Source organism: Pseudomonas sp. P106(2024) (genome assembly GCF_057480815.1).
The window spans coordinates 1-14,770 of sequence record NZ_JBLIYU010000005.1; the positions used below are offsets into that span (position 1 = coordinate 1).

14 protein-coding genes are annotated in these 14,770 nt (G+C 66.2%); 6 read left to right on the forward strand and 8 right to left on the reverse strand.

Going from position 1 to position 14,770, the window contains the following annotated elements; all coding sequences use genetic code 11:
* Positions 1-1,192: 1,192 nt before the first annotated feature.
* Positions 1,193-1,825 carry a hypothetical protein gene (locus tag AC25M7_RS10400; RefSeq protein WP_028688762.1) on the reverse strand — a complete coding sequence of 211 codons (633 nt, stop codon included), beginning with the start codon at positions 1,823-1,825 and terminating at the stop codon, positions 1,193-1,195.
* Positions 1,826-2,082: 257 nt separating this feature from the next.
* On the opposite strand from AC25M7_RS10400, the gene ppk2 reads away from it, so the two are divergent.
* Positions 2,083-2,901 (forward strand): polyphosphate kinase 2, encoded by an 819-nt coding sequence (gene ppk2 / locus AC25M7_RS10405; protein WP_486971005.1) that lies wholly within the window; start codon positions 2,083-2,085, stop codon positions 2,899-2,901.
* A gap of 9 nt (positions 2,902-2,910) precedes the next feature.
* On the opposite strand, the gene AC25M7_RS10410 is transcribed toward ppk2, so the two are convergent.
* From AC25M7_RS10410 to AC25M7_RS10420, 3 genes are all read right to left on the reverse strand, one after another.
* Positions 2,911-4,044 (reverse strand): HlyD family secretion protein, encoded by a 1,134-nt coding sequence (locus AC25M7_RS10410; RefSeq protein WP_028688764.1) that lies wholly within the window; start codon positions 4,042-4,044, stop codon positions 2,911-2,913.
* Positions 4,041-5,669, reverse strand: a complete 1,629-nt coding sequence (locus AC25M7_RS10415; RefSeq protein WP_062362172.1) for an MFS transporter — start codon at positions 5,667-5,669, stop codon at positions 4,041-4,043. Before AC25M7_RS10415 ends, AC25M7_RS10410 begins: the two co-directional genes overlap by 4 nt.
* Before the next feature lie 64 nt (positions 5,670-5,733).
* Positions 5,734-6,243 carry a GNAT family N-acetyltransferase gene (locus AC25M7_RS10420; protein ID WP_182324645.1) on the reverse strand — a complete coding sequence of 170 codons (510 nt, stop codon included), beginning with the start codon at positions 6,241-6,243 and terminating at the stop codon, positions 5,734-5,736.
* A 145-nt stretch (positions 6,244-6,388) separates the two neighbouring features.
* Here AC25M7_RS10420 and AC25M7_RS10425 point away from each other — a divergent pair, with 145 nt between their 5' ends.
* The 3 genes from AC25M7_RS10425 to dksA all read left to right on the forward strand — a co-directional run bounded on the left by AC25M7_RS10425 (position 6,389) and on the right by dksA (position 8,774).
* Positions 6,389-6,949 carry a gamma carbonic anhydrase family protein gene (locus AC25M7_RS10425; protein ID WP_486971006.1) on the forward strand — a complete coding sequence of 187 codons (561 nt, stop codon included), beginning with the start codon at positions 6,389-6,391 and terminating at the stop codon, positions 6,947-6,949.
* 2 nt (positions 6,950-6,951) lie between these two features.
* Complete coding sequence (locus tag AC25M7_RS10430; RefSeq protein ID WP_028688768.1) at positions 6,952-8,289, forward strand: dihydroorotase; 1,338 nt, start codon at positions 6,952-6,954, stop codon at positions 8,287-8,289.
* A gap of 77 nt (positions 8,290-8,366) precedes the next feature.
* Entirely contained in the window at positions 8,367-8,774 is a 408-nt protein-coding gene (gene dksA, locus AC25M7_RS10435; protein ID WP_028688769.1) for an RNA polymerase-binding protein DksA, read from the forward strand.
* Here the strand turns inward: dksA and AC25M7_RS10440 are convergent.
* Both AC25M7_RS10440 and AC25M7_RS10445 read right to left on the reverse strand, forming a co-directional pair.
* On the reverse strand, positions 8,771-9,484 hold the full coding sequence (locus tag AC25M7_RS10440) for an MgtC/SapB family protein (RefSeq protein ID WP_062362182.1): 714 nt from the start codon (positions 9,482-9,484) through the stop codon (positions 8,771-8,773). The two genes, dksA and AC25M7_RS10440, sit on opposite strands and share 4 nt — an antisense overlap.
* A gap of 338 nt (positions 9,485-9,822) precedes the next feature.
* Positions 9,823-10,593, reverse strand: a complete 771-nt coding sequence (locus AC25M7_RS10445) for a class I SAM-dependent methyltransferase (RefSeq protein ID WP_486971007.1) — start codon at positions 10,591-10,593, stop codon at positions 9,823-9,825.
* Positions 10,594-10,666: 73 nt separating this feature from the next.
* Here AC25M7_RS10445 and AC25M7_RS10450 point away from each other — a divergent pair, with 73 nt between their 5' ends.
* Complete coding sequence (locus tag AC25M7_RS10450; protein WP_213884157.1) at positions 10,667-11,128, forward strand: sterol desaturase family protein; 462 nt, start codon at positions 10,667-10,669, stop codon at positions 11,126-11,128.
* Between the two features lie 66 nt (positions 11,129-11,194).
* Here the strand turns inward: AC25M7_RS10450 and AC25M7_RS10455 are convergent, their stop codons facing one another.
* Positions 11,195-12,088, reverse strand: coding sequence for a bile acid:sodium symporter family protein (locus tag AC25M7_RS10455; RefSeq protein WP_213883294.1), 894 nt, complete (start codon positions 12,086-12,088; stop codon positions 11,195-11,197).
* A gap of 174 nt (positions 12,089-12,262) precedes the next feature.
* On the opposite strand from AC25M7_RS10455, the gene AC25M7_RS10460 reads away from it, so the two are divergent.
* A complete protein-coding gene (locus AC25M7_RS10460) occupies positions 12,263-13,141 on the forward strand; it encodes a Dyp-type peroxidase (RefSeq protein ID WP_062362189.1) in 879 nt (292 codons plus the stop codon).
* A 283-nt stretch (positions 13,142-13,424) separates the two neighbouring features.
* On the opposite strand, the gene AC25M7_RS10465 is transcribed toward AC25M7_RS10460, so the two are convergent.
* Positions 13,425-14,738, reverse strand: a complete 1,314-nt coding sequence (locus tag AC25M7_RS10465; RefSeq protein ID WP_486971008.1) for an alginate export family protein — start codon at positions 14,736-14,738, stop codon at positions 13,425-13,427.
* Positions 14,739-14,770: the final 32 nt, after the last annotated feature.

The window sequence follows — 14,770 nt, forward strand, 5'->3', positions numbered from 1 at the left end:
GCGCGGGATGCGAGCCCAATAGACGCCGGATAGATTGAAGCAAGCCATCCATTCCATCTGATGAACAGTATTGCAAAAAATGGGGTGACCATAGATTGGTCTTAACTCGCCGTCCGCGGCCAAAGTAACCAAAGCCGTTGCGCTCCATTCATCCGGCCCTGCGCTTCGCTCCGGGTTCCCTCACTCCGGACTTGCTCCCGGGAGGACCGCGCTGCAGGGCCCATCCTGGGCCCCAGCGCTTGACGGGCATCCATGCCCGTCACCTCCCTGCGCAAGTCCTGCGTTCGGCCTCCTGAAGTCGCGAAGTTACGGGCGGCGCCTGAACTGGCGCAGCTGTCGCTAGTTGGAGATTTATTAATCTTTCGATCGTTTCGCGGGGCAAGCCCGCTCCCACGCAATAGTCGTCGTTAAATATAACCCTGTAGGAGCGGGCTTGACCCGCGAAAGGGCCGGAACAGTCAATACATAACTAATAGTAAAACAACTAACTTCGCGCTTCTTGCTCTTGCTCTTGCTCTTGCTCTTGCTCTTGCTCTTGCTCTTGCTTCTAAGCGCGCGGTAGTTCAGGCGCCACCAATTGCGACTTCAGGAGGCCGAGCGGAGTTCTTGCGAAGGGAGGTGACGGCCATGGATGGCCGTCAAGCGCTGCGCCCCAGGATGGGGCGTTCAGCGCGGTCCTCCCGGGAGCAAGAACGGAGCGAGGGAACCCCGGAGCGTAGCGCAGGGCCGGATGAACGGAGCGGAACGGTTTTGCCTACTTTTCCCTAGAGAAAAGTAGGTCGCCGTAAAGGCGAAAAGGTGACTAAATGTCGACATCACCTACGAATGCGCATACAAAAATCAAAACAATCTCCCCGAACCCGAACCTAATCAACTGGAAGGCTTATCGTCACTCCCAACCCCCTGCTGCTGCCCACCCCGCGACTGATCCGACAAGGGCACGCCCCCCTGGGCAACCTGCTCAGCCTGCTGCCGCTGCAGCGCCCACTGATCGCTCCGTTCCTTGAGGCGATCAGCACCACCTTCCGCAAAAGCCGAACCCGCCGAGATCATTACTAAAAGTGCGAGCACAGATGCTAAGGATTTGTTCACCGGAAAACCTCCATTGATTGACCTTGAAACCGGCCACCCTGGCAGCCGGATCGAGGCAAGAATGGAGGCCACGGATTTTCCCAGGATTAACACACCCCGTTCAGTTGGCCAGCAACTGCTCGTGCACCCACCCCTGAGCCGTGAGCACCATGGATCGGGTTTCCTCCAGCGGTTTGGCCGAGCTGCCCGCCGCCAGCCCAAGCCCGGCGATGTTGGCCTGGACCGCCGCGTCACTGGCCCATACCGGCAGCTCGGTGACCTGGTAGCTGTAGGTCACCTGGGACTGCCGTCGGCCATTGTGCTCGACAGGTGCGCTGAAACCCTTGACGGCGGTGACTCGGGCCTTGCCGAAGCACAGCCCGCCGGTGCTGGCGCCGTTCGCCCTGGGCCGGGCGTCGGCCTTGTAGTAACGCCGGCCCTCGTCGGTCAGGTCATAGGCGTAGTAGATGTCAGTGCGCGCTGGTTGCCACAGGCGCTCCGGCACCTCCGTACGGGCGACTTCCCGCTCGCTGACCACCCCGACCCGGGCCAGGGCGTGCAAGGCCTTGTTGGTGCCCTCCACATCGAAGTCACGGGTGCGGGTGGGGAAGGCACTGATCACGAAACAGTGCGGGTACCGGGTGTCGAGGTAGGCCTGGGCGGCCTGGCGCAGCTCGGCTTCGTCGGGCTGTTGGCCGTCCGAGCAGCCGACCAGGGTCGCCAGCAGTGCCAGCGGTATGATCTTCCTGTCCATTGTAAGGCTTCCTTGAGTTGCCAGTTGCAGGGTTGCGCGCCGGCCAGGCCGGCTGGTACAGGATTAGAACCCGCGGGCCAGAGCCCCCGCAATCATGGCAAGACGACATATCCTCGGCGCTGTGCGCTGTTTGGCAACGCCCGCGTTGCGCCAGTTCCGGCAAAATGCCGATGCTCATCCATACTCCTCGGGTCCGCTCCGGCACCTTCGGGCAGCCGTCAACGGACAGACCTGCAACGAGCACAGAGGAGCCGCCGATGGCCAAGGGCGAGGGGAAGAAACGCAAGGGTGACGCCACGGAGAAACTCGGACGCAAGACCTACGAGGCGCAGCTACGGCGGCTGCACGTCGAGCTGGTCAAGCTCCAGCAGTGGGTGGTGGAGAAGGGCCTGAAGGTGTGCATCGTCTTCGAGGGCCGTGACGGCGCCGGCAAGGGCGGCACCATCAAGGCCATCACCGAACGCGTGAGCCCGCGAGTGTTCCGCGTGGTGGCGCTGCCGGCGCCCACCGAGCGCGAGAAGACCCAGATGTACGCGCAGCGCTACCTGACCCACCTGCCGGCGGCGGGCGAGGTGGTGATCTTCGACCGCAGCTGGTACAACCGCGCTGGGGTGGAACGGGTGATGGGCTTTTGCAGCGACGAGCAGGCCCACAAGTTCCTCACCGTGGTGCCGATGTTCGAGCGGATGATGGTCGAGTCGGGGATCATCCTCATCAAGTACTGGCTCGAAGTCAGCGCCGAGGAACAGACCCGCCGCCTGCAGGACCGCATCAGCGACGGTCGCAAACTGTGGAAGCTGTCGCCGATGGACGTCAAGTCCTACAACCGCTGGGACGACTACACCCGTGCCCGCGATGACATGTTCGCCGCTTCCGACTCATCCTGGGCACCGTGGTACCTGGCGCGCTCGGAGGACAAGCGCAAGGCGCGGCTGAACATCATCAGCCACCTGTTGCAGCAGATCCCTTACAAGGACCTCAGCCAAGAGCACAAGGTGTCGCTGCCCAAGCGCGGCAAGATCGGCAAGTACAAGGCGCGGCCTTATCCGTTCAAGATGGTGGCGGAGCGGTTCTGATGCCGCCGATCACTGCGCCTGGCGGGTATCGATGCTCACCACCACCGACATCCCCGGCCGCAGTTGCCTGGCCTCGGGCTGATCGTCATCAACGGTGATCCGCACCGGGATGCGCTGGGCGATCTTGACGAAGTTGCCGGTGGCGTTGTCGGCCTGCAGCAGGGCGAATTCGGAACCGGTGGCCGGCGAGATCTGCTGCACATGGCCGCGCAGCTTCAGGTGGTTGAGCGCATCGACGGTGAAGGTGGCGGGCTGGCCGATGCGTACGTTGGCCATCTGCGTTTCCTTCAGGTTGGCGATCACCCACAAGGTGTCCGGCACCAGCGCCATCAACTGCGCGCCGGGGTTGACGTAGGCGCCCAGGCGGGTGCCGATCTGCCCCAACTGGCCGTCGCGCGGCGCCTTGACCCGAGTGTTGTCCAGGTCGATGCGGGCCAGCTCCACGGCGGCCTTGGCATTCTCCACCGAAGCCTGCAGCGCAGCGCGGTTGACGATCACCGTCTCGCGATCCTGGCGGGCGATTTCCAGCGCGGCCCTGGCCTGGGCCAGGCTGGCGACGGCGGCGGCATGGCTGGCGCGGCTCAGGTCCAGTTCGCGGCGTGACACCGAGCCATCGCTGACCAGCGCCTGGTTGCGCTGCAGGTCGGCCTTGGCCTTGTCGGCCTGGGCTGCCGCGTCGCTGATCGCGGCCTGGCGCTGGGCGATGCCGGCCTCGGCGCTGTTGCGTTGCTGCAGGTTGTTGGCCAGCGCCGCTTCCTGCTGTTTGAGCTGGGCGATGGACTGGGCCAGGCGCTGGGTGTAGATGCGGTCGTCCAGGCGTACCAGAAGGTCGCCCTGCTTGACGAACTGGAAGTCGTGCACCGGCACCTCGACGATATAGCCGCCCAGCTGTGGCCCGATGATCGTCACCTGGCCGCGCACCAGGGCGTTCTCGGTGCTCTCGATGGCGCTGCTGAACGGTGGCAGGCGCCAGGCGTAGAGCACCAGCAGGATACCGGCCAGGGCCACGGCGGCGAAGCTCAGCGACGACAGCAGGCGCACCCGCCGGGTGCGCGCCGGGCTGGTCGGTTCGCTGGGCGGCGGCGTGCCTTCCGGGGTTTCGGCGAGGGCGGTGGTGGTGGTCGTTGGCGTCTCTTGGGTCATCGGCTTGAAGCACCGCTGGTGGAGTGGCTGTAGCGCAGGTACAGGCTGCGAATGAAGATCCAGATCATGGTCAGGATAGCGATGGTACCGATCAGCATGAACACATCGTTGTAGGCCAGCACGTTGGCCTCCCGGGTCGCGGCGTTGGCCAGCAGGCGCATGCCGGCCTCGTTGCGCAGCGCCGGGTCGGCCAATACCCCGGCGTAACCGGCGCCACCGCCCTGCACGCGGGCGCTGACCAGGGGTTCCAGGGCGCTCAGGCGGTCCATCAACTGGCTGGAATGAAACTTCTCGCGCACGGTCTGGAAGGTGCCCAGCAACGCCGAGCCAATCAGTCCGCCGAGGTTGTTGCAGATACCGAACAGCACCGAGAAGCTCACCAGGTTGCGCGGGTTGGCGCGCACATGGCCGATGCCCAGCGCCATCGACGGGCCGACGAAGAAGGTGCTGCCGAAGGCCAGCAGGAACTGGCTGAGGTACATCTGCGCCGGACGGGTCAGGTTGCTCGAGGTGCTGTCCATGAAGGCGCCGGTGGCCATGGCGGCCAGGGAGATGAACAGCGGTAGCACCAGGTGCTGGGGGGTGATGGTCAGGGCGCTGGTGGCCAGCCCGGTGACCGCGCCCAACAGCATCACCGCGTACAGCGCGCGCATCTGCTCGTTGCCCATGTTCAGCGCCTGGAGAAACCCCACGGCGCCGGTGGACTGCTCGGAGATCACCATGCGGATCAGGACCACGCACAGGGCCAGGCGGATGATCGCGCCGCTGCCCAGCCAGCGGGTCATCAGCAACGGGTTGCTGCGGTTGTGCTCGATGGCCAGGCCGGAGAGGATCAGGGCGATGGCGGCGGCCAGGGCGACGCCGATCCACGGCGCGTCCAGCCACCAGTCGATGCGTCCCAGCGACAGCGCCGCGCAGAGCAGGGCGGTGCCGCTGGCCATCAGGGTGAAGGTGAGGAAATCCAGGGGTTCGAAGGTCTTGAAGCGATCACCGGGGGGCAGTTTGAGCAGCAGCACGCAGCCCAGCGCGGTCAGGGCCAGGCCCAGCTCGAACAGGTACAGTCCGCGCCACTCGGCGATCTGCAGCAGGTCTTCGGAGAATACCCGGGCCAGTGGCACCGCCAGCTGCGAGGCGCCCAAACCCAGGACCATCGCCTTGAGCCGCCACTGCGCGGGGAAGGCCTGGATCATGTAGTACAGGCCCAGCGAATTCAGCGCTGCGCCGACCATGCCATGAGCGGCGCGCACGGCGATGGCCGAGTTGAGGTCGTTGACGAACAGGTGGGCGAGGGTGACCAGGGCATAAAGCATCAGGAACACCTCGGTGAACGCGCGCAGGCCGAACTCCTGGCGGAACTTCACCAGCAGCAGGTTCATCGACACGTTGGTCATCACGAAGGCGGCCGGCAACCAGGCCATTTCAGCGCTGGTGGCCCCCAGCGCACCCTGCAGGAACGGCAGGTTGGCAACCACCAGGGCGTTGCCCAGACCGCCGGTGATGGCCACCAGCAGGCCGACCAAGCCGTAGGCCAGGCGCTTTGTCGGGGCGTGCAGCGGCGTCGAGGGCGAGCCGGGCAGGCTGGGCTTCTCGTGGGGGAGCCACTGGCGGGGGGCGTACTTGTCCATCGGGTTGTCCATTACCGCGGGTGACCCGACTCTACGTCAATGGCCGGTTGGATGAAAACATCGCTCAAACGCCGAGCGACAGGCGCATGGCGCAGCGGTTGCCCAGGCCATGCGCCAGTTCGCCGGCGAGGATGCCTTGCAGCCGTGTATCGACCTGCGACGCTGGGATGCGCTCGAAGCCATAGCGGGCGTAGAACGGGGCATTCCAGGGGACATCGTCGAAGGTGGTCAGGGTCAGCCAGGGCAAGCCACCCAGGCGCGCGGCCGCCCGCGCCTGGTCCAGCAGTCCACGCCCTAGGCCCTGGCCCTGGGCTTCCTGGCGGACCGACAACTCGTGAATGTGCAGGGCGTCGCCTGTGGCGCTGGCGCAGAGAAAACCCAGCGGCCGGTCCTGATCATCCACGGCAACCCAGCTGCCGCCCTCGGTGACGAACGCCAGGTGTTCGGCTTCGCTCAGCACATCGCTGTCGGCCAGCCAGGTCAGGTGCGGCAATTGCCGGAAAGCCTGGGCCGCGGAGTGTTCCAGGGCGGGAAGCAGGGGGATGTCGCTAACGAGGGTGGGGCGGATACGCATGGGGGATCAGGACCTGTAGGTGCGATAATGCGCCCGCGCGTTGTCACGCAGGTAGGCGGAGTTTGCCAGATCGGAGTGAGGAGGTGTTGCATTGTGAATGTTATAACGTAACATTTAGATCTTCCTTCCTTGCAGGGCCCTTACCGTGATTCGCAGAAACCCCTCCGGCCATCTCCCGCAAATTGCTGAGTCGGCCTATATCGACCACACCGCCATCATTTGCGGCAAGGTGATCATCCATGACAACGTGTTCGTCGGCCCCTACGCGGTGATCCGCGCCGACGAGGTGGATGGCAGCGGCGACATGCAGCCGATCGTCATCGGCGCCAACTCCAATATCCAGGACGGCGTGGTGATCCACTCCAAGTCCGGCGCGGCGGTGCGCATCGGCCAGTACAGCTCGATCGCCCACCGCTCCATCGTGCATGGCCCGTGCGAGGTCGGTGACCGGGTGTTCATCGGCTTCAACAGCGTGCTGTTCAACTGCAAGGTCGGCGACGGCAGCGTGGTGCGGCACAACTCGGTGGTCGATGGCCGCGACCTGCCGCAGCGCTTCTATGTGCCGCCCACCGAGCACATCGGCCCGCACACCGACCTGGAGCGTTACCCGCCGGTCAGCGTGTCGGCCTCGGAGTTCTCCGAGGACGTGGCGCGCACCAACATCGACCTGGTCCAGGGCTACAAGGCTCTGCAGAACGAGTTCTGAACATGGACACATTGCTGGTGCGCAACGCACGGCTGGTCAATGAAGGGCGCGAGTTCGAAGGCGACCTGCTGGTGCGCCACGGGCGCATCGAGCGGATCGCCGGCAGCCTCGACAATGCCCGGGCGACGCTGGAGATCGATGCCAAGGGCGCCTGGCTGTTGCCGGGGATGATCGACGACCAAGTGCATTTTCGCGAGCCGGGGGCGCCGCACAAGGGCAGCATCGCCAGCGAGTCGCGGGCGGCGGTGGCCGGGGGCATCACCAGCTACATGGACATGCCCAACACCAACCCGCCGACCCTGACCTTGGACGCGCTGGCCGACAAGAAGCGGCGGGCGGCGGCGAGTTCGCGGGCCAACTACGGCTTCCATTTCGGCGTGAGCCGCGACAACCTGGACACCATCGCTGCCCTCGATCCGCGCGAAGTGGCCGGGATCAAGGTGTTCATGGGCGCCTCCACGGGCGACATGCTGGTGGACGACCCGCAGGTACTGGAAAAGCTCTTCGTCTATGCGCCGACCCTCGTCCTGGCCCACTGCGAGCACACTCCGAGCATCCTCGAGAACGAGGGCTGGTGGCGGGCCCGCCATGGTGAGTTCATTCCCCCCGCCGCACACCCGCTGATCCGCGACGCCGACGCCTGCTACCGCTCCTCGAGCCTGGCGGTGGAGCTGGCCCGGCGCTTCGGCACGCGCCTGCACGTGCTGCACCTGAGCACGGTGCGCGAGCTGGCGCTGTTCACGCCGGGCCCGGTGAGCGGCAAGCACATCACCGCCGAGGTGTGCCTGCACCACCTGCTGTTCGACGACAGCGACTACGCCAGCCTCGGTCACCTGATCAAGTGCAACCCGGCGATCAAGACCGGTACCGACCGCGATGCCCTGCGCAAGGCCCTGGCCCGCGACCGCATCGATGTGATCGGCACCGACCATGCGCCGCACACTTTGGAGGAAAAGCGCCGCGTGTATACCCGCGCGCCATCGGGGCTGCCGCTGGTGCAGCATGCCTTGCCGGCGGCGCTGGAGCTGGTCAGCGAGGGGCTGCTGAGCATGGCCCAGGTGGTGAACAAGACCAGCCACGCGGTGGCCGAACTGTTCGCCATTCGCGAACGCGGCTTCCTGCGCGAGGGGTATTGGGCGGACTTCGCCATCGTCGAGCGCCTGGCCAGCCCACGGGCCGTCGCTGACGATCCGATCCTGGCGCACTGCGGCTGGACGCCGTTCCAGCAGCGCGCCTTCCACCATGTGGTGCGCAGCACGGTGGTGTCCGGACAGTTGGCCTGGCACCAGGGGCGGGTACGTGACCAATGCCAGGGCTTGCCCTTGATGTTCGACCGCTGAATCCCCCAGATCCCGTAGAAACGGCCCCATGCCGCGAAAAGGCCGCAAGGCGCCCCCAGTGTCCCGGAGTGACCCCCATGACTGAAGAGCAACTGCTGCAACAACCCGCCACTGCTTACATGAACGAACCCCAGCGCCAGTTCTTCCGCAACCTGCTGCTGACCCAGCGCGGCGAGCTGCAGACGCGCATCGAGCAGGAGTTCCGCGCCCTGCGCGAACAGGAAGTGCACAGCGACCCCGCCGACATCGGCAGCGCCGAGGAGGAACGTCACTGGCAACTGCGCTCGCTGGAGCGGGAGAAGAAGCTGCTGGACAAGATCGACCAGGCGCTGGAGCGCCTGGCCCGTGGCGATTATGGCTGGTGCGAGGAAACCGGTGAACCGATCGGCCTGCGCCGCCTGCTACTGCGGCCCACCGCGACCCTGTGCGTCGAGGCCAAGGAGCGCCAGGAACTGCGCGAACGGCACGTGCGTGACGACGTTTAGTCAGTGGGCAGACCCTGGGCCTGCAGCTGCCAGCGCACGGCGCTGACACCTTTCTCCAGGCTCACCCGCCCGACCAGACGCTCCAGCTGGGTCGGCGCCTGCGGTGTGCCGAGCAGTTCGGCGCGCACTTCCAGGCGTGCCGGGTCGGGCAGGTCCTCGCTGTGCAGTGACTGCAGGCGCAGGCCTGGGTCGCTGAGGCTGTGCAGCATCAGGCTGCGCACTTGGATCTCGTCCTCGGCGCGGCAGACGATGCGCACCTCGTAGCGCTGCTCGACCTCGCTGGCCGACACCACGTCCTGGCGGTCCAGGCGCTGGGCGAGGTCGCGCAGCAGGATGTTGGCGCACAGCACCACCAGGCTGCCCAACGACGCCTCCAGCAGCAGGCCGAGGCTGCACAGCACGCCGACCGCGGCGGTGCACCAGAGGGTGGCGGCGGTGTTCAGGCCGCGCACGTTGAAGCCGTCGCGCATGATCACGCCACCGCCGAGAAAGCCGATGCCCGATACGACATAGGCGGCGATGCGCGAGGCATCGGTGGGCGCCATGCCCGGCACGGCTTGGGTCATCAGCACGAACAAGCAGGCGCCGGTGCTGACCAGGGCGTTGGTGCGCAGGCCCGTCAGACGCTGGCGCAGTTGACGCTCGGCACCGATCAGGGCGCCGAGCAGCAGGGCTACGCTGACGCGCAGCAGAAAGATTTTCCAATCCATAGCGAACTCCGTTCCGCGGGCAATGGCCCGCACGAGCGCCGACCGCAGACGACGCGAATGAAAGCGAGGAATGCGCAGGGCCACGCGCCTAGCCAGGTGGCAGGGCAGGAAAGGAAGGAGGAATGTTCAGCCCCGCAGGGCTGAAGGGAACCACCGTCTACCGTGTGCGGCGAGACAGTAGCAGGAACGCTGCCGGACTAGCTCGCCGTGTGGGCCTGTCGCAATCGACTGGGGCTACTGTCCAATGCAGGGGACTCCTGTGTGGGGGATGCTTGAATGCGCGGCGGACCTTACGCCTTGACCCGCGCAGGGTCAAGGCGTGAATCATGACAATTGCGTTACGCCAGGCGCCGGCAGACGTAGGCCTGGGTCCGGTACGGGAAGGCGACACGCTCACGGCCCTTGAGCGCCGGGTGGTTGTCGATCAGGTCTTGCAACCGGGCCATGACCCTGTCCTGCGCGGCCTGGGGCAGGGCGGCGATGAAGCTGACCGAGCGCAGGCGCTCGAGGATCACCGTTTGCGGACTGCCTTCATGGACGTGGGGCAGGGTGGTCAGTTGCGGCGCGCTGAAGCGGCTGCCCGCAAAGGCGTCGCGCCAGCGACCCGTATGGAAACGCGGGGTGTTGCCCTCGTAGGGGGTGATGATCTCGGTGATCCGCGCCACCCAGTCGACCGTTTCGTCGCGTACGTTCCAGATCAGCCCCAGGCGCCCGCCCGGCGCCAGCACCCGGTGCATCTCGTGCAGGGCGTCGGCATCGGCGAACCAGTGGAAAGCCTGGGCGCAGACCAGCACCTGCTGACTGGCGTCGGCCAGCGGGATGTGCTGAGCAGTGCCTTCGAGCACGGGAACCTCGGGGAGGCGCTCGCTGAATCGCTCGCGCATGGCAGCCACCGGCTCCACCGCAGTCAGGCGTGGCGCCAGCGCGGCGAGCAGGCGGGTGAACTTGCCGGTGCCGGCGCCCAGGTCGAGCACCGTGGTACCTGCGCCGATGCCCAGGGTGTCGCGCAGCCAGCCCTGCAAGGCGCTGGGGTAATCAGGCCGGCCCTGCTCATAGTTGCTCGACTGGCGGGTGTAGCCGGTGCTGGCCGCGGTGTGCACATCCTTCATGGAAAATCCCTCCGAATGACCTGGCGGCAATGGTACCCTTGCGCCTTTCGTTGCCAAACCCCCGGACCGATCCATGTTGTTCAATCTCGCCGTGCTGTTCGGTACCCTGGTGGCCATGGAGGGCGTCGGCACGCTGGCCCACAAGTACGTCATGCATGGCTGGGGCTGGTGGCTGCACCGCTCGCACCACGAGCCGCAGCTGGGCATGCTGGAGACCAACGACTGCTACCTGCTGGCCCTGGGCTTGATCGCCACGGCGCTGGTGGCCCTGGGCAAGGCCGGGCATGCGCCGTTGCAGTGGGTCGGCGCCGGGGTGGCGGGGTATGGCGTGGCCTATGTGCTGGCCCACGATGGCTTATTCCACCGGCATTGGCCCCGCGCGCCAAAGCCGGTCAACCGCTATCTCAAGCGCCTGTACCGGGCGCACCGCCTGCACCATTCGGTGAAGGGGCGCCAGGGCAGCGTGTCGTTCGGGTTCTTCTACGCGCCGCCCTTGCGGGTGCTGAAGCGACAGCTGAAGCGGCGGCGGGGCTGATGGCCCTATCGCGGGGCAAGCCCGCTCCCACGGTACTCGTGGGAGCGGGCTTGCCCCGCGATGTTTTCAATTGACGGTCTCGACCGCGACGTCCTCGCGACGATGCCCTCGACTCACCCACCAGCCAAACCCCGCCGCCGTGAAGAACATGATCAGGCTGTAGATCGCTGCCGGCACCGCCATGGTCGCGTTGTTGAGCAGCGTCGGGCTCAGGGCCAGTGCAATCGCCAGGGTGCCGTTGTGGATGCCGATTTCCATGCCGATGGCGATCGCCTGGCGTTTCGGGATGCTCAGCAGGCGCGGCACCCAGTAGCCCACCGCGAGGCTGAGCAGGTTGAACAGCAGCGCGGCGCCACCGACGATCGGCGCGTACTCGACCACGGTCTGCCAGTCCTTGGCCAGGGCCAGGACGATGGTGAAAGCCAGGAACAGCGCCGCGACGATCTTCATCGGTTTTTCCATGCGCACGGCGAAACGCGGCGTCCAGTGGCGAATCAGCATGCCCAGCGCCACCGGCAACAGGACGATGGCGAACACCTGCATGACCTTGGCGAACTGCAGCGGGATGGCCTGGTCCGATTCCATGAACCAGATCAGCGACAGGTTAACCAGCAGCGGCATGGTCAGGATGGCGATCAGCGAGTTGACCGCCGTCAGGGTGATGTTCAGCGCCACGTCGCCATGGGCCAGGTGGCTGAACAGGTTGGCGGTGGTGCCGCCCGGAGAGGCGGCCAGCAGCATCAGGCCGACCGCCAGTGCCGATTCGAGGCCGAAGCCGTTGGCGATCAGGAAGCACACCAGCGGCAGCAGCAGGATCTGGCAGACCAGGCCGATCACCACCGGTTTGGGGTACTTCACCACCCGGGCGAAGTCGGCCAGGGTCAGTGACAGGCCCAGACCGAGCATGATGATGCCCAGGGCCAGCGGCAGGAGGGCGGTGAGCAGCGGGGAGGCGGTCATGGGCGGTCTCTCGGGCGAAGGATTCCGAGGAGTGTAGGGGGTGGCGCAACGATAGCTAATCGCAAACGGCGCGCTTTGGTAACCGATTGTTACCGGGGCGAGCGGCCCTGTGTCGCGTTGCGATGCATCGCCCGGCGCAGTAGCATTCGCGCTTTTGCCGAGGATTCGCCTGTCATGCCGTTCCAGCCAGGTCTGCTTGCCACCCCGGTGCCGGCCCATGCCCGTCACCTGTTCTTCGCCCTCGATTCGCTCGAGGCCTTGCCCGCCGTCCTCGACCAGCTGTTGCCGCAGGTCGATGGGCAGCGCCTGATCCTGGGCATCGGCGCGCCGCTGGCCAAGGCCCTGGGCCGCGAAGTGCCGGGCCTGCGCAGTTTCCCACAGCTGGATGCGGTGGTGGAGAACCCGGCGACCCAGCACGCCCTGTGGCTGTGGCTGCGCGGCGCCGAGCGCGGCGAGTTGTTCCTGCGCGCCCAGGCCCTGCAGCAGGCGCTGGCTCCGGCGCTGCGCCTGGTCGACAGCGTCGATGGTTTCCTGCACCGGGGCGGCCATGACTTGACCGGCTACGAAGACGGCACCGAAAACCCGGTGGACGAAGACGCCGTCACCGCCGCCATCGTACCGGGCGATCAGCCTGGACTGGCGGGTTCCAGCTTCGCCGCGTTCCAGCTGTGGAAGCACGACCTGGAGTACTTCAAGTCGTTGCCCCAGGCTGAGCAGGACAACATCATCGGTCGCCGCCTGAGTGACAACGAAGAGCTCGACGACGCGCCCGAGTCGGCCCACGTCAAGCGCACCGCCCAGGAAAGCTTCGCGCCGGAGGCGTTCATGGTGCGTCGCTCGGTGGCCTGGACCGACGAGCGTGGCGCAGGCCTGGCGTTCGTCGCCCTGGGCTTCTCGCTGGATGCCTTCGAGGTACAGCTGCGGCGCATGAGTGGGCTCGAGGATGGCGTGGTCGATGGCCTGTACCGCTTCAGCCGGCCATTGACGGGGGGGTACTACTGGTGCCCGCCGTTGGCTGAAGTGGGCGCAGACCTGCGCCTTCTGTTGGGCTGATGGATCCTGGGGCTGCTGCGCAGCCCTTTCGCGACACAAGGCCGCTCCCACACCTGTCAGGCCATGGTTATCTGCCTTGGCCCATGCCTTGAGTCAAGTGGGACAGCAGTGGGGCTCACGCTGAAACCGAGTCGAACCAACAAGGCGGACAAGGTCATGGCACAGGATTGACTGGCCCGAAACAGATGTGGGAGCGGCCTTGCGTCGCGATGCGCCGCGCGGGCGGCGCTCGATCTTGCAGGCGCTGCAAAACCAACGTTGTACACCTTGAAAGGACTGCCCGTCAGAACGGCACCGCCACCGTCAGCTGGCTGTAAACGTTGGTCCCGCTTCCCACCTGGTTGCCGCCATTGCTTTGATCCTTGCGTGGCTTGAACAGCCCCAGCAGCGGGGTGACGATCAGGTGCTCGTTGACCGCCCACTCCACATACAGGTCCAGCTCCTGGGCATCCAGCTTCAGGGTGTCGCGGCTGCGCACGGTGTCGAAGTCGAAGAACAGCGCGCCGACCGTGAGGTCGTCCCGTGGCGTGGCCTTCAGGCCCACATGGTGGATGCCGCTGTTGGTGTTGAACGGCCCGGCATAGTTGCCGGCGACCTCGCCCTGGATCCAGGTGCCGTAGCCGCTGGACAGGCCGGTGAACAGCAGGTCCCAGCCCGCCGAATAGCGGGTGTAGCGGTAGGTCAGCTGCGGTGCCCACGGGGCCTCGGCGAAGGTATGGCTGGCCTCGGCGTACCAGGCGGTCTCGCGGCCGCCGCGCGTGTCCTGCCAGGCATACTCGAAGGCAAAGCGGGTGTTTTCCAGCCCGACGTCACCTTCGCCGCGCAGGCTGTAGACATCCATGCCTTCGCGGCCCTTCTGGAACTCGCTGGCCCACTGGTCGGCCACGTCGATGCCGTGGATATAGGTCAGGCCCAGGGTGCCCAGGTCATGGGTGTAGTCCAGGGTACCGGCCGCCAGCTCTGTTTCGGCTTGGGCACGGTTGTCGGACTTGAGCCACAGCACGCTGCCATGCAGCCCTTCCTTGCCGCCCAGACGCAGTACCGCGGTGCGGTCGAAGGCGTGGCGCGCGCCCAGGTAGAAGCCGCCGCCGCGGTTGAGCTGGCCATCGGCCGGGCCCTTGCCCAGGTTGGGGCCGTCGTCGTTGATCAGGAAACCGCTGCCCAGGCGGATCACCTGGCGGCCGCCGGACAAGTCCACGCCATCCTTGCCCAGCAGCGGGAACAGGTCGCCTGAGCGCCAGCCCAGGTAGGCGTCCTCGATCTTGGTGGTGCGTTCGGAGCCGTCCTGGTTGCCGCCGGCGTCGCCGTCGCCCCAGGCGCCGGAGCTGACCCAGTTGAGGGCACCGTACAGCGAGCCGTTGCCGCCCAGGCCCTGGTCGCCGCTGAGGCCGTACTTGATGAAACCTTCGCGCCAGGTCGAGCCGCCGGGGGTGCCATCGTAGTTGTGGCGGCTATTGAACATGCCCCAGACCGCGAGCAAGTCGGCATTCAGGTGGCTGTCATCGTCGGCGTACAGCTCATAGGCCAGGCTGGCCTGGCCATGCACCAGCAGGGCCAGGGCCGTGGCCATTGCGGTGCGACGTGGGGTGAGACGCATGGATCGATCCTCGTTGGTTGTGTGCGGTCTTG